Annotated in this window: 24 protein-coding genes and 1 pseudogene; 13 read left to right on the top strand and 12 right to left on the bottom strand. The window is 59.0% G+C overall.

Annotation, left to right across the window (positions count from 1 at the left end):
* Positions 1-25: 25 nt before the first annotated feature.
* From D8U73_RS13170 to D8U73_RS13135, 8 genes and pseudogenes are all read right to left on the bottom strand, one after another.
* The gene (locus D8U73_RS13170) at positions 26-1,036 is read right to left on the bottom strand and encodes a GlxA family transcriptional regulator (RefSeq protein WP_082557543.1); all 1,011 of its coding nucleotides are present in this window, start codon (positions 1,034-1,036) and stop codon (positions 26-28) included.
* Positions 1,037-1,314: 278 nt separating this feature from the next.
* Positions 1,315-1,589, bottom strand: a pseudogene (locus D8U73_RS13165) (transposase); the annotation flags it as partial.
* 150 nt (positions 1,590-1,739) lie between these two features.
* Positions 1,740-1,994 carry a hypothetical protein gene (locus D8U73_RS13160; protein WP_130904713.1) on the bottom strand — a complete coding sequence of 85 codons (255 nt, stop codon included), beginning with the start codon at positions 1,992-1,994 and terminating at the stop codon, positions 1,740-1,742.
* 167 nt (positions 1,995-2,161) lie between these two features.
* Complete coding sequence (locus D8U73_RS13155) at positions 2,162-2,851, bottom strand: transposase (protein ID WP_130904712.1); 690 nt, start codon at positions 2,849-2,851, stop codon at positions 2,162-2,164.
* Complete coding sequence (locus tag D8U73_RS13150; RefSeq protein WP_130904711.1) at positions 2,852-3,553, bottom strand: transposase; 702 nt, start codon at positions 3,551-3,553, stop codon at positions 2,852-2,854.
* Positions 3,554-3,872: 319 nt separating this feature from the next.
* The gene (locus D8U73_RS13145; protein ID WP_130904710.1) at positions 3,873-4,502 is read right to left on the bottom strand and encodes a PQQ-binding-like beta-propeller repeat protein; all 630 of its coding nucleotides are present in this window, start codon (positions 4,500-4,502) and stop codon (positions 3,873-3,875) included.
* A 36-nt stretch (positions 4,503-4,538) separates the two neighbouring features.
* Entirely contained in the window at positions 4,539-5,759 is a 1,221-nt protein-coding gene (locus tag D8U73_RS13140; protein ID WP_130904709.1) for a helix-turn-helix domain-containing protein, read from the bottom strand.
* 70 nt (positions 5,760-5,829) lie between these two features.
* Entirely contained in the window at positions 5,830-6,384 is a 555-nt protein-coding gene (locus D8U73_RS13135; RefSeq protein WP_056853404.1) for a MarR family transcriptional regulator, read from the bottom strand.
* Positions 6,385-6,511: 127 nt separating this feature from the next.
* Between D8U73_RS13135 and D8U73_RS13130 the strand changes: the two genes are divergently transcribed.
* Genes D8U73_RS13130 through D8U73_RS13120 form a run of 3 tightly spaced genes read left to right on the top strand, consistent with a single transcriptional unit; the run spans position 6,512 to position 7,795 of the window.
* A complete protein-coding gene (locus D8U73_RS13130; protein WP_056853403.1) occupies positions 6,512-7,252 on the top strand; it encodes a hypothetical protein in 741 nt (246 codons plus the stop codon).
* The gene (locus D8U73_RS13125) at positions 7,252-7,512 is read left to right on the top strand and encodes a DUF2024 family protein (protein ID WP_056853402.1); all 261 of its coding nucleotides are present in this window, start codon (positions 7,252-7,254) and stop codon (positions 7,510-7,512) included. Before D8U73_RS13130 ends, D8U73_RS13125 begins: the two co-directional genes overlap by 1 nt.
* 4 nt (positions 7,513-7,516) lie before the next feature.
* Positions 7,517-7,795 (top strand): Rho-binding antiterminator, encoded by a 279-nt coding sequence (locus D8U73_RS13120; RefSeq protein WP_056853401.1) that lies wholly within the window; start codon positions 7,517-7,519, stop codon positions 7,793-7,795.
* Between the two features lie 8 nt (positions 7,796-7,803).
* On the opposite strand, the gene D8U73_RS13115 is transcribed toward D8U73_RS13120, so the two are convergent.
* Positions 7,804-8,553 carry an SDR family oxidoreductase gene (locus tag D8U73_RS13115; RefSeq protein WP_056853400.1) on the bottom strand — a complete coding sequence of 250 codons (750 nt, stop codon included), beginning with the start codon at positions 8,551-8,553 and terminating at the stop codon, positions 7,804-7,806.
* A 100-nt stretch (positions 8,554-8,653) separates the two neighbouring features.
* On the opposite strand from D8U73_RS13115, the gene D8U73_RS13110 reads away from it, so the two are divergent.
* Both D8U73_RS13110 and D8U73_RS13105 read left to right on the top strand, forming a co-directional pair.
* Positions 8,654-9,574, top strand: coding sequence for a LysR family transcriptional regulator (locus D8U73_RS13110; protein WP_130904708.1), 921 nt, complete (start codon positions 8,654-8,656; stop codon positions 9,572-9,574).
* Between the two features lie 160 nt (positions 9,575-9,734).
* Positions 9,735-10,706, top strand: a complete 972-nt coding sequence (locus tag D8U73_RS13105; RefSeq protein ID WP_056853398.1) for a DMT family transporter — start codon at positions 9,735-9,737, stop codon at positions 10,704-10,706.
* A 115-nt stretch (positions 10,707-10,821) separates the two neighbouring features.
* Here the strand turns inward: D8U73_RS13105 and D8U73_RS13100 are convergent, their stop codons facing one another.
* Positions 10,822-11,922, bottom strand: a complete 1,101-nt coding sequence (locus D8U73_RS13100; protein ID WP_130904707.1) for a polyamine ABC transporter substrate-binding protein — start codon at positions 11,920-11,922, stop codon at positions 10,822-10,824.
* Between the two features lie 356 nt (positions 11,923-12,278).
* Between D8U73_RS13100 and D8U73_RS13095 the strand changes: the two genes are divergently transcribed.
* Complete coding sequence (locus D8U73_RS13095; protein ID WP_130904706.1) at positions 12,279-13,991, top strand: amidase; 1,713 nt, start codon at positions 12,279-12,281, stop codon at positions 13,989-13,991.
* Positions 13,992-14,366: 375 nt separating this feature from the next.
* Here D8U73_RS13095 and D8U73_RS13090 read toward each other — a convergent pair whose 3' ends face one another.
* Positions 14,367-15,284 carry a MerR family transcriptional regulator gene (locus D8U73_RS13090; protein ID WP_130904705.1) on the bottom strand — a complete coding sequence of 306 codons (918 nt, stop codon included), beginning with the start codon at positions 15,282-15,284 and terminating at the stop codon, positions 14,367-14,369.
* A gap of 161 nt (positions 15,285-15,445) precedes the next feature.
* Here D8U73_RS13090 and D8U73_RS13085 point away from each other — a divergent pair, with 161 nt between their 5' ends.
* The 7 genes from D8U73_RS13085 (at position 15,446) to D8U73_RS13055 (ending at position 20,970) form a co-directional block, all read left to right on the top strand.
* Entirely contained in the window at positions 15,446-15,901 is a 456-nt protein-coding gene (locus D8U73_RS13085; RefSeq protein WP_130904704.1) for a PAS domain-containing protein, read from the top strand.
* A gap of 115 nt (positions 15,902-16,016) precedes the next feature.
* The gene (locus D8U73_RS13080) at positions 16,017-16,439 is read left to right on the top strand and encodes a nuclear transport factor 2 family protein (protein ID WP_130904703.1); all 423 of its coding nucleotides are present in this window, start codon (positions 16,017-16,019) and stop codon (positions 16,437-16,439) included.
* Entirely contained in the window at positions 16,436-17,185 is a 750-nt protein-coding gene (locus D8U73_RS13075; protein WP_056853392.1) for an SDR family NAD(P)-dependent oxidoreductase, read from the top strand. The genes D8U73_RS13080 and D8U73_RS13075 overlap by 4 nt, the downstream gene beginning before the upstream one ends.
* Before the next feature lie 6 nt (positions 17,186-17,191).
* Positions 17,192-18,439, top strand: coding sequence for an FAD-dependent oxidoreductase (locus tag D8U73_RS13070; protein ID WP_130904702.1), 1,248 nt, complete (start codon positions 17,192-17,194; stop codon positions 18,437-18,439).
* Complete coding sequence (locus tag D8U73_RS13065; RefSeq protein WP_056853390.1) at positions 18,436-19,251, top strand: DUF1365 domain-containing protein; 816 nt, start codon at positions 18,436-18,438, stop codon at positions 19,249-19,251. Before D8U73_RS13070 ends, D8U73_RS13065 begins: the two co-directional genes overlap by 4 nt.
* Positions 19,223-20,482, top strand: coding sequence for a cyclopropane-fatty-acyl-phospholipid synthase family protein (locus tag D8U73_RS13060; protein WP_056853389.1), 1,260 nt, complete (start codon positions 19,223-19,225; stop codon positions 20,480-20,482). Before D8U73_RS13065 ends, D8U73_RS13060 begins: the two co-directional genes overlap by 29 nt.
* Complete coding sequence (locus D8U73_RS13055) at positions 20,482-20,970, top strand: DUF2878 domain-containing protein (RefSeq protein ID WP_130904701.1); 489 nt, start codon at positions 20,482-20,484, stop codon at positions 20,968-20,970. The genes D8U73_RS13060 and D8U73_RS13055 overlap by 1 nt, the downstream gene beginning before the upstream one ends.
* 47 nt (positions 20,971-21,017) lie before the next feature.
* On the opposite strand, the gene D8U73_RS13050 is transcribed toward D8U73_RS13055, so the two are convergent.
* On the bottom strand, positions 21,018-21,554 hold the full coding sequence (locus tag D8U73_RS13050) for a DUF3833 domain-containing protein (protein WP_130904700.1): 537 nt from the start codon (positions 21,552-21,554) through the stop codon (positions 21,018-21,020).
* Positions 21,555-21,561 lie beyond the last annotated feature (7 nt).

The following is a 21,561-nucleotide window of genomic DNA, read 5'->3' as shown; positions in this document are numbered from 1 at the left end:
TGATTGCCGATCATTCATCGAGCCGTTACTTCACCAACCGGGTTTCCTTGGACGGTCGATAGCCGAAATAGGCGCTGTAGCATTTGCTGAAGTGGCTCGGTGAAACGAAGCCACAGGCGACGGAGACTTCGACGATGGTCAACGTCGTGTGCTGCAGCAACCGGCGTGCCTCAGTGATGCGCAAGTCCATGTAATAGCGCTGCGGTGTCGTACCCAACTGCTCTTTGAACAGTCGCTCGATCTGCCGTCGGGAACGACCGGCATACAGACAAAGCGTCTCCATCTCCAAAGGCTCTTCCAGGTTGGCATCCATCAGGTTGACCACCTCGCGCAACGGGCCGCTGACAGAGACATTGAGGCTGGGTTTGATGCGTCGATAGCGCGACGCTTCAAATGCCAGTATGTCTTCAATACCGTCGGTCAGCGCCTTGTCGTGCAAACCTCTGATCCATTCCAGCGCCATGTAGAACGCACCGTTGGGACTGGACGCCGTCAGACGATCGCGGTCCACCACATACGCTTCACTGGTGACCTGGGTGAGTTTGGCGATTTCCGCCAGCGCGGGACGATGCTCCGGGTGGATCGCGCAGCGATAACCGTCCAGCAAACCGGCTCGACCGACAAACCAGGCGCCATTCCAGATCCCTGCCAGCTTCACGCCTGCTTCGGCGGCCCCTTGCAAAAGACTGACCAGCACGTCGTCAGCCTGGAGCGCCGTTCGATACCCGCCACAAATCACCAACAGATCGAGCTGCATAATCTGCCCATGATCGAGGCGCGCATCCGGGCGGATCACCAACCCCAAATCGCTGATCACTTCACCTTCGCGCAAACCGAAAGTCTTGGTGGAAAACAGCTCTGGCCGCAGCAGGTTTGCAGTGACAATCGTATCGAGTGCCTGGGTAAACGCCGGCAACGAAAAATGCTCCAGCAGCAAAAAACCTGCCCGGGCGCGAATTGAATGGCCTTCCTGTTCATTGAGGTAGCGAAGGTTCTTGCCCTTCATCGCACCGCTGAACTGACGTCGCTCTACCAACGCCCGCCTCGCTTCGTCGTGTGGTCGTACATGTGATTTAGCGCCTTGATGTCTATCACTCCTGCTCCGCAGCACAAACCGCACAGTTGCGCCTGCGCGGTGCGTGCATTGTTTACGCCAGTTGATAACTGCGAGCAAGTGGGAGGGTTCATCGGAAGAAATTTTGTTGGGGTTGATCAGGCAATCACAGAAATCCGAGGGTTTTCAATGAGGACATGGAGGATTGCAGGAAGCGGCTGAAGATGGGGGGATTTGGGAAGTCAGAAAATGGCTATCGCAAGGCGATTGCGATAGCGCGTCGCACGCGCTGCCAAGACCTTCATCAACTGCCCCAGCCAGCAGCAGAGTCACCCGGAGCCAGCAACAGATGAACATGGTTGGTCATCAAACAGTAGGCGTAGACCTTTACGCCCCATGCATCTTTGAGTTCACGTAAATCCGTCAGGTAGCGCTGATAATCCTCGGCGACAGCAAATACCACCTGGCGATTATGACCGCGTTGCACAACGTGGTGCGGGTAGTTGGGTAATACGAGGCGTCCCATTCTGTGCACTTTTTACTTCTCCTTCCATGGAGGTTTTCAGCGTAGCAAAGGAGAAAAAATAAATCTGTCCCTGTCCCCTTTTTGAAAGCGAAGGATCAAGAGGCTTAAAAAATAAACATTGGTCCTCATGCGGCAATTTAAGTGAGAGCTTCTTTCATTTTATTTTTTTCTTTTTTTCTTAACGTCTTCAATTTTTGACAAACCCCAAACTCCTGCTCCGCCCCAAGCGCCATAGACAAGAGCAAACCGTAACGAAACTAGAAAATCATCCCCGTCAAATGTCCAAGCACCACTTTTGTAGTAATTTATTGCTGCACCAATAAGACTTCCGCATAGCCCTGCGACATAAAATAACGCAGTGGCATATACAATCAACAGCAAGAACAAATGCAACCCAACTTTTTTTGGCTTCATTATTTATCACCCAGCGACTGGACTTCGCCCCCTATTACTTCTGAAATTCCTGCTCCTACCATATTTCCAAAGACCTGAGCTGCACTATCGCCTACAAAAGGCTTTAATTGTTCCAGAAAAAAGGGGACCAGAAAAAAAAAAGGGGACAAAAAAAAAAGGGGACAGATTTATTTTCCTAGTCCGCTCCTTGGTCGGCCTCGCCCACGCTGCTCTACCCGCTGCCCCACAATCCGCTCCACCTCGTCCACAAAACGGCTTGTCCCCGTCAGTTGACCACGCTGCAAGGCGTCCCGAATCAATCTGGTCTCCTCATCGGAAGTAGCTTGCTGCATGAACCGCTCATATTGAAGGCGCCGCTCCATCGCCGTGTCACCCAAAGCCGTAAAGCATGGGTCGAAATCCAGCCAATGCTCATCAGGCCTGTCACTGATTCGGGCTCCATAGCTGGACCATGGGTAATCCGCCGCATCGGCCACCATGCGAGCACGTACTGGATTTAATTCAATGTAACGACAACAAGCAAGCAGGTAGGAATCTGACTGCACCACACTGGATTTGTACCGACTCTCCCACAGAGTGCCTGAACGCCCTTCCAGTCGATTGCGATAGCGCGTCGCACGCGCTGCCAAAACCTTCATCAACTGCCCCAGCCCAGCAGCAGAGTCACCCGGAGCCAGCAACAGATGAACATGGTTGGTCATCAAACAGTAGGCGTAGACCTTTACGCCCCATGCATCTTTGAGTTCACGTAAATCCGTCAGGTAGCGCTGATAATCCTCGGCGACGGCAAATACCACCTGGCGGTTATGACCGCGTTCTAGTCCACATAAAGGAAAAAAGAAAAAAAGGGGACAGATTTATTTCCCTAGCCCGCTCCTTGGTCGGCCTCGCCCACGCTGCTCTACCCGCTGCCCCACAATCCGCTCCACCTCGTCCACAAAACGGCTTGTCCCCGTCAGTTGACCACGCTGCAAGGCGTCCCGAATCAATCTGGTCTCCTCATCGGAAGTAGCTTGCTGCATGAACCGCTCATATTGAAGGCGCCGCTCCATCGCCGTGTCACCCAAAGCCGTAAAGCATGGGTCGAAATCCAGCCAATGCTCATCAGGCCTGTCACTGATTCGGGCTCCATAGCTGGACCATGGGTAATCCGCCGCATCGGCCACCATGCGAGCACGTACTGGATTTAATTCAATGTAACGACAACAAGCAAGCAGGTAGGAATCTGACTGCACCACACTGGATTTGTACCGACTCTCCCACAGAGTGCCTGAACGCCCTTCCAGTCGATTGCGATAGCGCGTCGCACGCGCTGCCAAAACCTTCATCAACTGCCCCAGCCCAGCAGCAGAGTCACCCGGAGCCAGCAACAGATGAACATGGTTGGTCATCAAACAGTAGGCGTAGACCTTTACGCCCCATGCATCTTTGAGTTCACGTAAATCCGTCAGATAGCGTTGATAATCCTCGGCGACGGCAAATACCACTTGGCGGTTATGACCGCGTTGCACCACGTGGTGCGGATAGTTGGGTAATACGAGGCGTCCCATTCTGGGCATTTTTCACTTCTCCTCCATGGAGGTTTTCAGCGTAGCAAAGGAGAGAAATTAAATCTGTCCCCTTTTAGAACACAGTTCAAAAACGTTAACGGATGAGCCGCAGGGCTAAAACCGGAGGCTTCCGAGGCGTCAGCGAGAAACGTCTTTGCGGGAAGAAAGCGCGGGACGTAGGAAAGGTCTGAAGACGGTGGGATTTGCGAGGTGCTGGGCTGATTCAAAAGCAGAGAGTTGGCGCAGTGGATGTCGATCGTCACCGCAACGCTGGATTCGTATGAGTCAGCGGACCGACATCCACAAACAATTTAACGCCGGGATTTCATCAAGGACGACGAACCGCCCTCACCCGCCCGCTGCTGCCGCCACCGCAGAAAAACCGTTCACTGCCGTCGTACTCAAGACCGGACACGCCTACGCCCTCCGGCATCTTCAGGCTCTCAAGCACTTCGCCCGTGTTCGTGTCGATGTGCCGCAGTTCGCTTTCTTCGGCTTCCCATGTGCCATGCCACAGCGCGTCTTCAACGAAGGTCACACCCGTGACAAAGCGGTTGGATTCGAGGGTGCGCAGGATCTTGCCGCTCTCGGGATCGATCTGGTGGATTTTGCGCTCGCGGTATTGCCCCACCCACAGCGAGCCTTCCGCCCAGGTCATCCCGGAGTCGTTGCCACCACCGGGGGCCGGGATGGTGGAGAGCACGCGACCGGTTTGCGGGTCGATTTTCTGGATGCGGTCTTCGGCGATCTGGAACAAGTGCTTGCCATCGAATGCGGTGCCGGCGTGGGCGGCGACATCCAGCGAACGCACCGTTGCGCCGCTCGAAGGGTCGAGTGCGATGAGTTTACCGGTAGTGGCAAACCACACCTGCTGACCATCCCAGGTCACGCCATGTACATCGTCTACACCTTCAAAAGGTCCGTATTCACGAATGATTTCTGCGGCTGACTGTTTCATTTCGGTGTTCCTCGAAAGGGTTTGGTGGCGTTCATCCTAGCCACCGGCCAGCGGAACCGGGAGTAACAAGGTCGTCGCGAAACCGGGCACCGGTGGCGTCATCCAGCGCCGCCCGCGCCCATGCCCGAACGACTGAACCTTGCCCTGTGCTGCCAGTGTTTCGAGAACTCGTTGCACGCTGCGCTGGCTGTTGCCCAGCGCCAGGGCAAGTGCTGAACTCGACCACGCTTCGCCGTCGGCGAGCAGTGCAAACACCGCTGCGTGTTTTTCTTCGACCGGTGGCGTGAGCAGCACCACGTCAGGTGAAACCTGGGTGATCAATGCAAACCCGCGCTTGGTGGCGACCACGTTGGCCAAGGGTTTGAGCGCTGCACGCAAGCGGCCGATTTCGACCCTTAGCCGGGCGCGATGGGATTCATCGCTGAGCTTCAGGCGAAAGGCCCGGGCGATGAGCGTTTCCCGCGCAACATCTTCCGGCCAGGCTTCGGCCAATGTCCGTACGAGGTTGAACAGCACCGGACGCTTCGACAGGGACACCGACATGCCCGCACCGCGCACGACGAACCGGCAGGCATCGACCACCAGCGATGTCGAGGCCAGCAATGCTTCGACGTCATCGAGCAACAAGGGTCGCGCCTGACCATTACTGATCAAGTGTGCGGCGGGACTGTCGAGCAAGCGCAGCGCGCTGTCGACTTCTGCTATCAACGCGGGAATGCCGGATTGCTGCGCGGCGAACTTGGCCCGGGCCAACGCCGCACGCGCAGCTTGTGAGCGCAAGTGACGCATGGCGATGCCCGCCGCCACGAGCTCATGGGTGGCGTGCAAAGCGGGTGGCAATGTCGAAGGGTCAAGTTGCGCGAGGTTGTCCTGGGCGTCATCCAATTGGCCGATCAGCAACAGGCGGCGGATGTGCAGGTAGCGCGCATGGGCCGCGTTCACCCTGTCACCGTGAGCTTGCAGCGTGACCCGCGCCGCATCGAGGGCCTTCACTGGCCAGCCGAGGTCCCGCGAGGCCAATGCGATCTCGGCTTCGGCGACGATGCAACGCGCCCGAGCCAGCGCTTCCTTTGGCCCGAACGCCCGTATTGCCCGGCGCACCAGTGCTTTGGCCCGTACCAGATCACCCAGTTGCGCCATGGCGATTGCGCGCAACGCCAGCGCCGGTGCATCGTCACGCAACGCGACCCGGTCCAGCGCGCCCAGCGGATCCCCCGCTGCCAGCGCCTGGGCGGCGGCGGTGATCAGCGAGTCCATCGCAGTCTTGCCATGGGGGTCACTCCATTGTCGGCTAGTCGCTGTTGAGTCTATCTCAGACGATGGCGCCTCATGCCGGATCGCGAATTTGATGCTCGCGGCAAATCAGATCCACTTCTGTGAATTCCAGTGGTTCCTGTGTCAGTCCGCAAAACGCTCCACCCGCCACTGCCTGATGAAAACGGCAGGTTCGGCACAGCCCGAAACTCGGGACATTTTCACCTTGCTGGATGTTGCGCAACAGCTCCAGCAGCAAGCCTTCCAGATCCACTGCCCGCGCACCCATGCGCTGGGCGGCATTGACCAGAAAATCCGGTGGCACCACGGCGTCCAGCAACGCCTGTGCCGGAGCCGTCAGTTTCAGGTGCACGCTGCGTTTGTCCCGGGCATCTGGCTGTTTGGTCAGCAGTCCTTTGCCTTCCAGAGCCTTGAGCGATTGCGACACCGTGCCTTTGGTCAGTCCCAGATATTCGGTCACCGCCAGCGGCGTGTCGGAGTAACGATTGCATCGGCCGAGGTACATCAAGGCGCTGAGCTGGATCGGCTGCAGGTCCGTCAGCAGCGGGTGCTCACGAAACCAGACCCGAGTCAGGCTCGACAACCTTTCCAGCAAATCAAAAAGCACGAGGAAATTCCTGATCAAAAGCGTTGATAAATAGTATCGGATAAAAACCTTATTGACAAAATATCGGCTTGCCGTAGGATTTGTGGTGTCGATCCGAAACCTAATCTACTTCCAAACGGAGGCATACATGAAAACCGCTCTGGCACTCACCCTTGGCACGCTGCTGGCGACACAGGCTGTGGCCCATGACAAACAAGGCATCCAAAGCGACAAAGGCAAAGCCGATGCCGCGTTCGATCTGGTCAATACCCGGGTTTTCAAGGAAGGCAGCAATCTGGTGTTCGAACAATTAGTCGATGGCCAGGCCGGCAGTCGCGTGCCAACCGCCAAGGGTTCGTTTGCCGGGGCCGAGGTGTTCAGTTATGTCTGGCCTACCAGCCTCGACAGTTCCGTTGTCGGCTTTGAAGCGAAGTCCGGGATCCTGGCCCTGGCGCTGACCTCTCACCCGGATTTCGATGACACCCCGCAGCTGGACGAAAACAAGGACGGCAAGAAGGACAACGACGGCGGCCTCTGGCACTCGCACTGGGTGGTGCTGAGCAAAGACGAAAGCTGCGGGCCTGGCGGTTTGAAAGTCCGCGACATTCCCAAGGATGCCAAACCGAAGTTACCGGCCACCTGGCCCGGCGCTCCGATCTACATCGACTCCCCCGGCTACGACCTGAGCGTCGAGAAAAACGCCGCGAAAATCCATGTGCCGTTGGCGGCAGTCGGCTTCCCCGAAAGTTTCAACTACGACGGCGTCACCGCTGCACTGAAAGTCAATGCCGACCTGCACAACCCATTGCTGTGCGTCAGCAGCGTCTATGACATTGCCTCGGGTGACCTGTCGTTGCCCGGCACCTGGAAACTCAAGGAGAGCAAATAATGAGCGTGAACGTATTCGATACCCACGTGCGCACCAAAGATGGCCGCTACCTGCACTTCGATGTGCTGATCGAGCGTAACGACGCCGAACTGGCGAAAACCTATGCCCGCCGCTTCCTTGATGAACAGGGCATACAGGACGAAGATATCGCCCAGGACCGCTGCCAGTTCTGTCACGTCGAACCGACCCATCCCGAAGTGGCAGCGGCGATCGGCAAGCAGGGTTACTTCATCCTCAAACTGCAAGGTTGCCAGGAGTAACGAAATGAACACCTACCAGCCCATGAACTGCGACCTGTACGACTATCTGGAAATCGCCTGCATGCGCGGTTACCGACTGGACATCGAGTTGAAGGATGGCGCCCGCCTGGAAGCGAAGGCGCTGACTACGCGAACGTCCGCCGACAAGGAAGAATTCCTCGAGCTTGAAACGGCTGACGGCCAACAGGAAATCCGCTTGGATCAACTGTTGGCCATCACCCCGCTGGACGCCAACGCGCAGTTCGGCCGGGTGGTGTTTACCGATGCGGTTTGCACGTTCTGAGGCGGTTATCAGACCAGCGACATGCCGCCGTCGACATGCAATTGGATGCCGTTGACGAACGAACTGTCGCTGCAGGCCAGGTACAGCGCCGCTTGTGCGAGCTCGTCGGCCTCCCCCAGTCGACCGGCGGGAATCATGGCCGCCATCATTTGCTCGAAGCCGGGGCGGGCTTCTTCTGAAACGCCCAGCTTGCCGATGATCGCAGTATCGACCGGCCCCGGGCTGAGCACATTGACGCGTATGCGCCGCGCCCGCAGCTCCAGCGCCCAGCTGCGCGCAAAAGCGCCGATAGCTGCTTTGGAACCGGCATACACCGCATGCCCTTCGAGCACTTTCGTAGCCGCCAGGGAACTGGTCAGGATGATGCTGCCAGCGTCGCGCATCAGCGGCACGATCGACTGCACACCAAAGAACACGCCTCGGGTGTTGATATTGAATTGCGCGTCGAACTCCGCTGGAGTGACCTGCTGCGATGGCGTCAGGGTGATGACCCCGGCGTTGGCCATGTAGATATCCAGCGCACCGAAGCGCACCCGGACTTGCTCGGCGACCTCGGCATGGTGCTCGAGGCTGGCGACATCGCCCTTGATGCCAAAGGCGCCGTGACCGATGTGGCGCACGGCTTCGTCCAGCACTTCTTGGCGACGTGCGGTGATAATCACCTGCGCGCCCTCTTTGGCGAACAGGCACGCCGACGCCAGGCCTATGCCGCTGTTGCCGCCGGTGATCACTGCGACCTTTCCTTGAAGACGTTGCATCTACTGACTCCGATTGTTGAAGGAGCGCAGTATTATGTCGCTCGCCCCAGCGCCAACCAGTCCAGAAAAAGGCACATCAGTTGTGCTTCGGAGTCACAAGATGCCCAGCTTGTTGAACCAGTCGGCCAGCCTGATTGCCTTTGTCCGCGCGGTGGAAGCCGGTTCTTTCAGTGCTGCCGCACGCAACGCCGGGACCACGCCGTCGGCCATTTCCAAAAGCATCGCCCGACTGGAATCCGAACTGAATGCCAAGCTGTTTCGCCGCTCCACGCGGATGCTCAGCCTTACGCCCGAGGGGCAGGCATTTTTCGAGCGTGTCGCGCCGTTGTTGCAGGCCATCGATGACTGCGCCGATGCGTTGCGCCACACCGGGGGTGCGCGCGGTCATTTGCGGGTCAGCATGCCGAGTGACCTCGGACGATTGCTGATGCCGAGGATCAGCTCGGTGTTTCTCGCCGAGTACCCAGAGGTGGAACTGGACCTGACGTTGCTCGACCACCATGTCGATGTGATTCGTGAGGGTTATGACGTGATTTTCCGCGCCGGCATCCTGTCTGACAGCGATCTGAAAAGCCGTACCCTCGCCCAACTCGACATGGCGTTGGTGGCCTCACCGAAGTTCCTCGACGAATGGGGAACCCCGCACACCCTCGAAGAACTGCGCGCTCTGCCCTTCGTGCGCTATCAACTCAATGGTCGAACCCTGCCCATCATTTTTGAAAACGGTGAAACGTTGGTGCCCCGTGGCCGAATAGGTCTGGACTCGGGATTCGGCTTGCGTGCCGCCGCATTGGGAAACCTGGGCGTTGCGTATTTGATGAAATGCACGGTCCAGCAAGAGCTCGATCGCGGTGAGTTGATGCAGATCATGCCCGGCCATCGGTTGCCGTCGCTGGCCATCCATTCCCTGCATGCGTTTGGTGTACTGACACCGATCCGGATCAAGCTGTTTGCCGATTTTGTACAACAGGAACTGTATCGACTGGAAGGACAATCCATTTCAAGTCATACGATCTCTTGACTCATTTTTTGCAATCAATAGGCGCTAAACTCCCTTCTCCAAAGCCTTCAACCTTGTTCATGCAAGCCAAATGCGTTACAAACCCCTTTGGTTGTACGACAACATAATAAATATTCGCGCCTCATTTCTTTTGAGAGCGCACTCAATTCGAGACACTGCCATGACCCAACCAACCTTCCGCCAAGAAGCGCCTGCGCCCTTCCCTCGCCATCTCGCCGTGCTGATTTTACTGTGCATGGGCTGTGCATTTGCGGGCAACCATGTGGCGGCGCGGGTTGCCTTCGATGACGGCGCGGGTGTGTTGTTGGCGATTCTGATGCGCTCGGGCGGGACGTTGTTGGTATTGGCCGCTTTGGTCATTTGGCAACGCCAGACGCTGCGCCTGCCGGCGGGTGCCTGGCGTTGGCAATTGCTGTTGGGCTTGCTGATCGCCACCCAAAGCCTTTGCCTGTATTCCGCGGTCGCACGGGTGCCGGTGGCGTTGGCACTGTTGGTGGCCAATGTCTTTCCCATTCTGCTGGCGCTGCTCACCTGGGCGTTGGGAGGCCCGCGTCCGACCGCACGCACCGCCGCACTGATGGGCCTGATTTTGCTGGGCCTGGTATTTGTGCTGGATGTCCCCGGTCGCCTCGCGGACAACGCCAGTGTCGGCCCGCAATGGTGGCTGGGCGTGACCCTGGCCTTTTGCGCGGCCAGCGTGTTTGCCTGTGCGTTGTGGATCACCGACCACAAGTTGGCCGAGGTTCGTGGATCGGTGCGCAGCCTGCTGACAATTTTCATCGTGTTCAGCAGTATCAATCTGGCCGGTATGAGCGGCGCCCTGCCTGGTGGCTTGAACCTTCCGGCCACCAGCACCGGGTGGCTGGCGCTGGCGACACTGGTTGTACTGTACGGCACCGGATTTATCGTGCTGTTCATTTGCGTGCCGCGCCTGGACATGCCGCGCAACGCTCCGGTGATGAACATCGAGCCGTTGGCCACGCTGTTGATGGGCTGGGTGGTGTTGGACCAGATGCTCAGTGCCGGGCAAGTGGTGGGTGGTGTGATCGTTGTCACCGGGATTGTGTTGCTGACTTATCGCAAGGGCCAGCGCGCGTCGCAGCCTGAACAGCCTGTCGCGCAGCGCGGCTGAAGTCACAGCCTATGGGAGCGAGCTGTCATTCAACGTTATCGTTGACTGGCAGGTCTCATCATCGGGTCGCCGCCCGGAGCAGGCTCGCTCCCACAGGGATAGGTGTGGTCCGGGCTTATTTATCCGACTTGATCGCCGTCCACACCCGCGTCCGTACCCGTTCGAGTTTCTGCGGCAGCGGCTGCACGACGTACAGGGTTTTCAACGCCTCGCTGGTCGGTGTCAGGTTCGGATTGCCGGTGATTTCCTTATTGATCAGCGCCAGCGAATCCTTGTTGGCATTCGGGTAACCGAGGAAGTCGCTGATCGGCGCAATGACGTTCGTGTCCAGCAGCGTGTTGAGGAACTCGTGGGCCTCTTCGACGTTTTTCGCGCTTTTTGGAATGGCAAACGTGTCGAACCAGATCGGCGCCCCCTCCTTCGGCAAACGCCAGTCGACCACCACACCGTTGCCGGCTTCTTTGGCGCGATTGCCAAACTGGTAGAAGCTGCCGGAGTAACCAATGGCCACGCAGATATCACCGTTGGCGATGTCGGTCATGTATTTGGCCGAGTTGAAGTAGGTAACGTAAGGCCGAATCTTCAGCATCAAGGCCTTGGCCTTTTCGTAGTCATCCGGGTTCTGGCTGTTCGGGTCCAGTCCCAGGTAATGCAGGGCCAGCGGCAGGATCTCCGAAGGCGAGTCGAGCATGGCGACGCCGCAGGACTTCAACTTCTCCATGTTCTCGGGTTTGAACACCAGGTCCCAACTGTCTACCGGGGCATTTTCGCCCAGCGCGGCCTTGACCTTGGCCGGGTTGAATCCGATCAACACGGTGCCGTACATGTATGGCACGCCGTATTGATTGCCGGGATCGTTCTTGTCGAGCAGTTTGAGCAGTGCCGGATCCTGGTGCTTCCAGTTTGGCAGTTTGGACTTGTCGAGCTTCTGGAATACGCCGGCCTTGATCTGGGTTTCGATGAACTGGTTCGACGGCACCACCAGGTCGTATCCGGAGTTACCGGTCAGCAGTTTGGCTTCCAGCGACTCGTTGGTGTCGAAGGTGTCCCAGGTCACTTTGATCCCGGTTTTGGCGGCAAAGTCCTTGGGCACGGACGGCAGGATATAGTCCGCCCAGTTGTACACCCGCAGCTCGCGCTGCTCGGCTTGCACCGCGCTGGCAAGCAACGTCAGCCCACAAACAGTGGCGCCCAGAATGCGTTTCATAATGTCCATGGATCAGTTCCCCAATGTCAGCTCGTTTGGTTTTTATAATCGGTAACGGCAGTGGCCTTGAACGTGGCCTGGAGCAAAGGAAGCAAAAGATTATGGTTATGGAAGCTGTGTACACGGCTGCTTCGGCCGCCTGCCACCGATTCTTGCTGACAGCCTGGACCGTTCACAGCGTGCGATCGGCCAAAAGGGGATCGAAATGGCCATTATCCGTGTCCGTATGGAGGGGCAATGGCGGCGCCCTGCCCCGGCTTAGTGCAAAATACGCGGCTTAAGGTTGAAAACCGGATTGCGTCGCGCAACGCTGCGCACGCAGATCCGTCAAGAAATTCATATTTGAGAGAGCCGGTGGTAACCGCATGATTGAAGTCACCGAAGTTTCCATTGCCCAATTGCGCGCTGCGCTCGAATCCGGCCAGACCACGTCGGTCGAACTGGTCCAGGCCTACCTCGCCCGGATCGATGCGTATGACGGCGCCGACACCGACACCGCGCTCAATGCCGTGGTGGTGCGCAACCCGGACGCGCTCAAGGAAGCGCAAGCTGCCGATGCCCGTCGGGCCAGGGGCGAGACGCTGGGGCCACTCGATGGCATTCCTTATACGGCGAAGGACAGTTACCTGGTCAAGGGCCTGACGGCCGCTTCGGGCAGCCCAGCGTTCAAGGATCTGATTGCCTATCGCGATGCGTTCACCGTCGAACGACTGCGCGCCGCCGGTGCTATCTGCCTGGGCAAGACCAATATGCCGCCCATGGCCAACGGCGGAATGCAGCGCGGGGTCTATGGCCGTGCCGAGAGCCCGTACAACGCCGATTTCCTCACCGCCCCGTTCGCCTCCGGTTCGTCGAACGGTGCCGGCACAGCCACGGCCGCCAGCTTCGCGGCGTTCGGTTTGGCCGAGGAAACCTGGTCAAGCGGCCGTGGCCCGGCGTCCAACAATGGCTTGTGCGCCTACACGCCATCGCGTGGCGTGATTTCGGTGCGCGGCAACTGGCCGCTGACACCGACCATGGACGTTGTCGTGCCGTTTGCCAGAACCATGGCCGACCTGCTGGAGGTGCTCGACGTGGTCGTGGCGGACGACCCTGACACCCGTGGCGACCTGTGGCGCATGCAACCCTGGGTGCCGATTCCGAGCGTCGCTTCGGTCCGGCCTGCCTCCTATCTTGAACTTGCCGCGCAACCCGATGCGCTCGCCGGCAAGCGCCTCGGCGTGCCGCGCATGTACATCAATGCCGATCCGGAAGCAGGCACCAGCGAAGCACCCGGGATCGGTGGCCCGACCGGCCAACGTATCAATACCCGCGAGTCGGTGATCGGTCTTTGGCAACAGGCGCGCAAGGCTCTTGAAGCCGCTGGCGCCGAGGTCATCGAAGTCGATTTTCCGCTGGTGTCCAATTGCGAAGGTGACCGTCCCGGTGCGCCGACGGTGTTCAATCGCGGCATCGTCTCCAAGGAGTTCCTGCACCATGAATTGTGGGATCTCACTGCGTGGGCTTTCGATGATTTCCTGCAAGCCAATGGCGATCCGAAGCTGAATCGACTGGTCGATGTCGATGGACCGAAGATTTTCCCCCATGACCCGGGAACATTGCCCAACCGTGAGGGCGACCTCGCTGCCGGCATGGACGAATACGTGAAGATGGCCGAGCGTGGTATCACCCCGTGGGACCAGATCAGTACCGTCCCCGATGGACTGCGTGGGCTCGAGCAGACGCGCAAACTCGATCTGGAAGACTGGATGGATCGGCTGGGCCTGGACGCAGTGCTGTTCCCCACCGTCGCGGATGTTGGCCCGGCGGACGCCGATGTCAACCCGGTCTCTGCCGACATCGCCTGGAGTAACGGCGTATGGGTGGCCAATGGCAACCTGGCCATCCGGCATCTGGGTGTGCCGACAGTCACCGTGCCGATGGGCATCATGGCGGATATCGGCATGCCAGTAGGCCTGACGTTTGCCGGTCGAGCCTATGACGATTCGGCACTGTTGCGTTTTGCCTCGGCATTCGAAGCCAGCGGGTCGAAACGAATGATCCCGCCTCGTACCCCGCCGCTGTCATCAGCAGAATAGAGTGCAGTTTTTCGGTGGGCACCGCGTGAGTGACCACCGAAAACCCTCATCTATTTGTGTGGAGCTGCTCACAAAGTCGATTGGAAACGGACAAAAAACCTCTACAATACAGAAAAATCTGTACAGTATTTGTAGAGGTTTCATGACCATGTCACCCTCTGAAAAACTCCTCGCCTGGCATGGAAACTGGATTCTTTCGCAAACAAAGGTCGTCTGCAGGAACTGCAAGGCAGAGCAATCCGAGTCAGACAGAACACTGGAGTTTCCTCACATTTCCCAGTGTCCCAGGAAGGGTTCTCTATCCAACCCGTGGCAGGAGCTGGACGGAATCAGTAATGCCGTTTCAGATAAGCCTGCTTAGCTGAAACGCCAAATTCAAATTTGCAGCGTTCCCCTTACCAAGGCTTCCAGCCTGGGCAAAATACTCGCTTCGTCGTTGCCCAATATGGCAATTGAAGAACCACGCAGCCCTGACGACGAAGCGGCAGCTGCGTCGCCAACCAGGGCCAATGGGCACGTAACGCCCATTTGAAGGGCACGCAGTCGCTTGTGTGCATCGGCCTGCAGTGGCGTCTGGACCAACAGCACCAGCGCGGCGGGCTGAATCGCTGTACACAGCAATGGCAGTTCTTCCAGGGGCTGGCCCGGGCCCAGCACTTCAATGCGCAGCTGGTCATTGCTCATCAACAAACCGGCGCACAACAGCTCCAGTTCGTGTGCATGGCCAGAGCCGTCGGCCAGCAGCACGCAAGCACCGTTGCCCGGGTTCATCTGCAGTCGCAATAACAACCGCGCACGAAAGAAAGCGTCCAGGAACAGCCACTGACTGCGTCGACCGAAAGCATCGCCAACTGCCAGGCTGCGCCAGACCGGCAGCAGAACAGCCGCCAGTACCGTAGCCTTCGGGTAGATCGTGAACAGTTGCCCGTGAAGGCGCTCCAGCTCGGCGCCATCAAAAGCCTGCGTGGCACGATGAATTGCCTGTTGCCATTGGAGCAGAGGGGCTTCGGCCGCGTCTGTGACAGCGAGCTCCGGCGTGTTCTGCTGCCGGTTGAGCAAAGCGCCAATCTTGCTGATTGGCAGACCTCGGCTGGTCCAGAGCATGATGCTGCGTATATGTTCGATATCTTGCTGCGAATACAGGCGATGCCCACCTACCGTGCGAACAGGTCGGATCAATCCGTGGCGACGCTCCCATGCCCGCAGGGTGATCGGGTTGACGCCAGTCAGGCTGGCGACTTCGCGCATGGGGAGCAAGGCGTCGTCGGAGGCGGATTCGAGGGGCTCGGTCATTGAAAGTCGTTACATCCTGAGTGTGTCGCCATTCTAAACCAGGCATGGCGCTATTTAACCAGCCAATCGCGGTCCGGGTTCCTGCGTCTTGCCATCTAGGCATGGCTGTCGCTGACGACTACGCTGTGAGGCAAATCCTCGAACTACAGCGAGCCCGGACCATGATTGACGCCAAACTCCTGCAACTTATGGTCGAAGCCTCCAATGACGGCATCGTCGTGGCCGAGCAGGAAGGCAGTGACAGCATTCTCATCTATGCCAACCCTGCCTTCGAGCGCCTGACCGGCTACAGTGCCGACGAAATACTCTATCAGGATTGCCGGTTCCTGCAGGGAGCCGATCATGACCAGGCCAGCCTCAACGCAATCCGCGACGCCATCCGCCTCGGTCAGCCCTGCCGTCAGGTGCTGCGCAACTATCGTAAGGATGGCAGCCTGTTCTGGAACGAGTTGTCTATCACTCCCGTGTACAACGATGCCGATCAGTTGACCTACTACATTGGCATACAGCACGACGTCAGCGAAAAGATTGCCGCTCTGGAAAGAGTCCAGTCGCTTGAGACCGAAGTGGCTGATCTTCGCCGTCAACTGGCAAGGCTTGGCGGTCAAGACGAGTAACGCAACGACCGATACAAAAAGTGTACAAGAATATTGACTTGTACAATTTTCCCCGTAGGCTTCAGGTAAACCTGTACAGTTTTCTCAACTTGTACAATTTTGCCTGGAGCCGGCCATGTCTGCATATCTCCGCCATTTCGCTGACACGTTCACAACGCTGAACGCTGATTGCCTGGATAAACTGGGCGAGCTGTACAGCAACGACGTTCAATTTCGTGATCCGTTGCACCAACTCAATGGCCTGCCGGCACTTCGTAGCTATTTTGAAAACCTGTACAGCAACGTCGAGGATATCCGCTACGAACTCCTGGACGTGGATGAAACCGCCCCCGGTCAAGGTTATCTGCGCTGGAACCTGCACTTCCGTCATCCGCGCCTGTCCCGTGGCCAGCCGATAAGTCTGCAAGGCTGCAGCCACCTGCGCTGGGCAACGCATGTCTACCTGCACCACGACTATTTCGATGCCGGTGCCCTGATCTACGAGCACGTTCCCGTACTTGGCGCAGTGATCGGCTGGATCAAAGGGAGGCTTGCATGAGTCGCTGCTGGCTGACAGGGGCCAGCAGCGGCCTTGGTGCCGCCCTGGCTGAACGGCTTCTGGAGCAAGGCCATTCGGTGGCCTTGGGTGGGCGGCGGGCGGAAGCACTGATGCCGCTCGTGCTGCGCTACCCAGGGGCCTTGCTCGCTACCGGCGATGTGGCTGACCCGCGTCAAGTTTCGGCCATTTGCGACAACATCGAGCAGGCGTGGGGCGCACTGGACCTGGTGATTCTGAACGCCGGCACCTGCGAATACCTGGTGCCGGGCAAGTTCGAGGCCGAGACAGTCGAGCGCGTGATGCGTACCAACCTGTTGGCGGTCAGCTACTGTTTGCAGGCGGCACTGCCACTGCTGCGCCGCGGGCACCGACCCCATCTGGTAGTGATCGGCAGCTCAGTGACCTGGCTGGCGCTGCCGCGGGCCGGAGCCTATGGCGCGTCCAAAGCGGCCCTGCGTTATCTCGTTGAATCCCTGCGCCTGGATCTACACGCCGAAGGCATTGATGTAACGCTGGTCAGCCCGGGGTTCATCGACACCCCCCTGACTCGGCGCAATACCTTTGCCATGCCACAACTCTGGACGGCCGACCGCGCTGCGCGGCATGTCGTCGCGCGCCTGACGCGACGACCGCTGGAGATCAACTTTCCACGCCTCTTCACTCTCGTCCTGCGCTTGCTTGGCGCCCTGCCGGCGCGTTGGCGCCTGGCCCTGGGCCGTCGACTGGCGCGAACCGAACAGGAATAGCGTCATATGCGTATCGCCATTATCGGCAGCGGGATTTCTGGGCTGACCTGTGCCTATCTGTTGTCGCGTAGCAATGAGGTGACCGTGTTCGAAGCGGCTGACTGGGTCGGCGGTCATACCCATACTGTCGACATTGAATGGCAGGGCCAGCGCTATGCCGTGGACACCGGCTTCATCGTTTTCAACGACTGGACCTACCCCAACTTCATTCGCTTGCTCGATCGCCTGGGAGTCGTCTCACGCCCCACCGAGATGAGCTTTTCCGTGAACGATCCGGACAGCGGTCTGGAGTACAACGGCAATAATCTGGACACCCTTTTCGCACAGCGCAGCAATCTGCTGTCGCCGGGCTTCTGGGGGATGCTGCGCGATATCGTGCGCTTCAACCGCCAGGCGGTAACAGACCTTGACGACCACCGCATTGACCAAGCCATAAGCCTTGGCGACTACCTGAGCATGCGAGGCTACGGGCAGCGTTTCATCCATCACTATATCGTCCCCATGGGATCGGCCATCTGGTCGGTATCAAGGGCCGATATGCTGCGTTTCCCGCTGCACTTTTTCGTGCGTTTCTTTCGCAACCACGGCCTGCTCTCGATCAGCCAGCGGCCGCAGTGGCGGGTGATCGAGGGTGGCTCGCGCAGTTATGTGAAGCCGTTGTGCTGGACCTTCAGCGAGCGCATTCGCCTCAATTGCCCGGTGATGGGCGTCCGCCGGGATGATACCGGGGTGGTGATCACCAGCGCCGCGGGCCAGGAACGCTTCGACAAAGTCGTGTTCGCCTGCCATAGCGACCAGGCTCTGGCGCTGCTGGAGAAACCGACGACCACCGAGCATGAGGTGCTCGGAGCCCTGAACTATGCCGCCAATGAAGTATTGCTGCACACCGACACGCGCCTGTTGCCCAGTCGGCGCAAGGCTTGGGCCAGCTGGAACTATCGTCTCGGCGGCCCGGCACACGCGCCGGCCGCCGTGACCTATAACATGAATATTCTGCAAGGCCTCGACGCACCCGTGACCTTCTGCGTAAGCCTCAATCAGGGCGATTGCGTGGACCCGTCGCAGGTTTTGGCACGCTTCGATTACGCACATCCGCAATACAGCCTTGCCGCCATGGCGGCCCAGGCACGTCAGGGTGAACTACAGGGAAACCAGCACAGCTACTTCTGCGGCGCTTACTGGGCCAACGGCTTCCATGAGGATGGCGTGGTCAGCGCTTTGGGCGTCGCCGAACGGTTCGGGGAGCGCCTGTGAACAGCAGCCTTTGCTACGGTTGGGTCAGCCACCGACGCCTGATGCCGCGGTACCACGGATTCCGCTATCGCAGCGCCATGCTTTACCTGGATCTGGACGAACAGCAATTGCTGCTGGGCCTGTCTCCGTTACTCGGTGCTACTCGGCTGGCACCGCTGAGCTGGCGAGAAACCGATTACCTGCCAGCCTGGACTCGTCGCGGCATACCTTTGAAAGACGCGGTGCGCGAAGTGGTGGCCAAGGCCTTGGGCCAGGCGCCGTGCGGCCCCATTCATTTGCTGACCCAGCCGCGCAGTTGGGGGATTTCTTTCAATCCGGTGAGCTTCTACTTTTGCCACGACAGCGATGGCCTCCTGGCAGCGATTGTGCTGGAGGTGCGTAACACACCTTGGCGTGAGCGTTTTCACTATGTGCTGTCGGTGCTGCCCGGTCAGCCGCGACAATTCTCGGTCAGCAAGCAATTCCATGTCTCGCCGTTCTTGCCGATGGACATGCAATACCACATGCGCTTCCACATCGATGGCGCGCACGTGCGCATCCACATGGAAAACCACCGCGAAGAACAGAAAGTCTTCGAGGCCGACCTGGCGCTGCAGCGCAAGCCGCTGGATGCCGCTGCATTGAGACGACACGTACTGGCCTTCCCCTGGATGAGCCTGCGTACCCTCAGTGCCATTTATTGGCAAGCCATGTGCCTGTTGCTCAAGCGCACCCCACTCTTTGCCCACACCACCCGTCAGAGCAGCCAAGACCTTGGCCATGACTTCCACGAGGAGCCCGAGCATGTCCGATCCAACTCTGAGCGTCAGTAAATCCTTTGGCTTGGCGCCGTTGTTCGGCGGCCTGGGCAGAAGCGCCGTGCTCTCCCAACTGCGCAACCTGCGCCAAGGACGTCTGCGCCTGATCTATCAGGGCCGACAGTGGCTGTTTGGCGATGCCGGCAGCACACTGCACGCCGAGGTCGAGATCTTCGACGAAGCAGCTTGGGGCATGGTGGCTGCCAACGGCTCGATCGGTGCCGGTGAAGCTTACATCCACGGCTACTGGCGCACGCCGGACCTGGCGGCGGTCACCCGACTCTTCGTCGCCAACCTGGAAGTGCTCGACGCCCTTGATGGCGGGTTGGCGCGCCTGGGTCGACCGGTCCTGCGCCTGCTGCATTGGTTCAATCGAAACAACAGGCAAGGCGCGCGGCGCAATATTCTCGCTCATTACGATTTGGGCAATGCCCTGTTCGAGCGGCTGCTGGACCCGACCATGATGTACTCGGCAGCAATGTTCGACAGTCTGGAGCAGAGCCTGGAGCAAGGCCAACTGAACAAACTCGAGCGTATCTGCGAGAAACTCGCGCTGAGCCCCGACGATCATCTGCTCGAGATCGGTACCGGATGGGGTAGCCTGGCGATCCATGCCGCTACCCGTCACGGGTGCCGGGTGACGACCACCACATTGTCCGAGGCGCAGTACGCCCATACCGTGCAGCGCGTCCGCGATCTTGGCCTGCAAGAACGCATTACCGTCCTGCGCGAGGATTACCGCGACCTGCGCGGACGCTTCGACAAACTGGTCTCGATCGAGATGATCGAGGCAGTGGGGCACCGCTATTTGCCGGTTTACTTCCGTCGGTGTGCATCGCTGCTCAAAGAAGACGGTTTGATGCTGTTGCAGGCCATCACCATTCGCGACCAGCGTTATGAACAGGCCCAGCGCTCGGTGGATTTCATTCAGCGCCATATCTTTCCCGGCGGTGCCCTGCCCTCCTTGAGCGTCATGCTGCAGACCGCCAGTTGCCATACCACGTTGAACCTGGTGCACATGGAGGACTTCGGACAGGACTATGCGCGGACTCTGCAGCACTGGCGCGACAACTTGCGCCAGTCGCGCACCGCGTTGCTTGAGCTGGGCTATGACGAAACATTTCAACGCCTCTGGGAGTTCTACCTGTGTTATTGCCAGGGCGGTTTCGAGGAGCGCGCAATTGGCGTCGCGCAACTGCTCTGGGCAGCCCCGGCCGCACGTCGAGCTTCGCTGCCGGGTGCCTGATGAGCCGGGCCTGGTTGATCGGCAACGCACTGTGGATGCAAGCCGCGTGGTGGGCTTGCGTGCTGAGCGAGCGGCATCCCTGGCTGCTGCTCCCGGTGGCGGCAGGTTTGTTGGTGCATGTGGCTGCTTGCCCGCGGCCGCGCGAGGAAGCAACCACGCTGGTCTGTGTGGCAATGGCAGGCTGCGCACTGGATGCCAGCCTGGGTGCGCTGGGCGTTTTCGATTTTGCCCAGCGCCCCTTACCTCTATGGCTGGCGGTACTGTGGCTGGTGCTGGCCAGTGGACTTCGCCATAGCCTGGCCTGGGCTCGACATCCCATCTGGTACGGCGCGCTACTGGGCATGTGCGGCGGTCCCCCGGCTTACATCGCCGGCGCATCGTTGGCGGGTGTCGGTCTGCCTTGGGGCACTTTTGGCACAGTCCTGCTGCTCGCGCCGCTTTGGGCTGTATGGATGCCGCTTATCCTGCGACTGGCGGCTCGGCGCTGATCTTTCCAATGGGCGAATAGCGCCTGCTCGGCTCGGCCATCGTGGGTTCAGGGAGTTGACGCCGGCTGGCGACGAAAGAACAGGATCACCTGTCCCAACTCGACGCCAAGCTTGCTCATAGTCGTGCGATTGATGATCGTGTCTTCGTCCATCAGGTACATCCAGTCGTCCATATCCACTTCCCAATGCCGGCCGTCAACCGGCAGGTCAAGGCGGTAGCGCCAGTGCAGCGCGTTGCCCGCGATCTCGCCGCTGGCCTCTCCGACGACATCGTCCGCACGGCCACGCCATCGCCCGGAACCGGTCGGTTCCAGCGTCCAGGTACGCCGCTGACGCGTGCCATCGCTGTAGAGAAATCGCTCGTCGAGGATCAATTTTTGTCCTTCGACGCGACTTTCAATCTGGACATGGAAACGTTTGACCACCTCGCCCGAGCGATTCTGGAACAACCCCCAAGCCTGTACCGGCCGGGAGAAGAAGGCCACCAGATCCAGAGCGGGTCGCTCCTTCGCGTAGTGGTCCACGCCAACGTTGTTACAGCTGACCAGCAACAGGCTAACGAGCAGTACCGCTAATCGACGCATCTCAACC

The organism is Pseudomonas sp. Sample_22 (assembly GCF_004307635.1).
Taxonomy (GTDB): domain Bacteria; phylum Pseudomonadota; class Gammaproteobacteria; order Pseudomonadales; family Pseudomonadaceae; genus Aquipseudomonas.
This window is presented reverse-complemented; position numbering and strand designations above follow the sequence as displayed.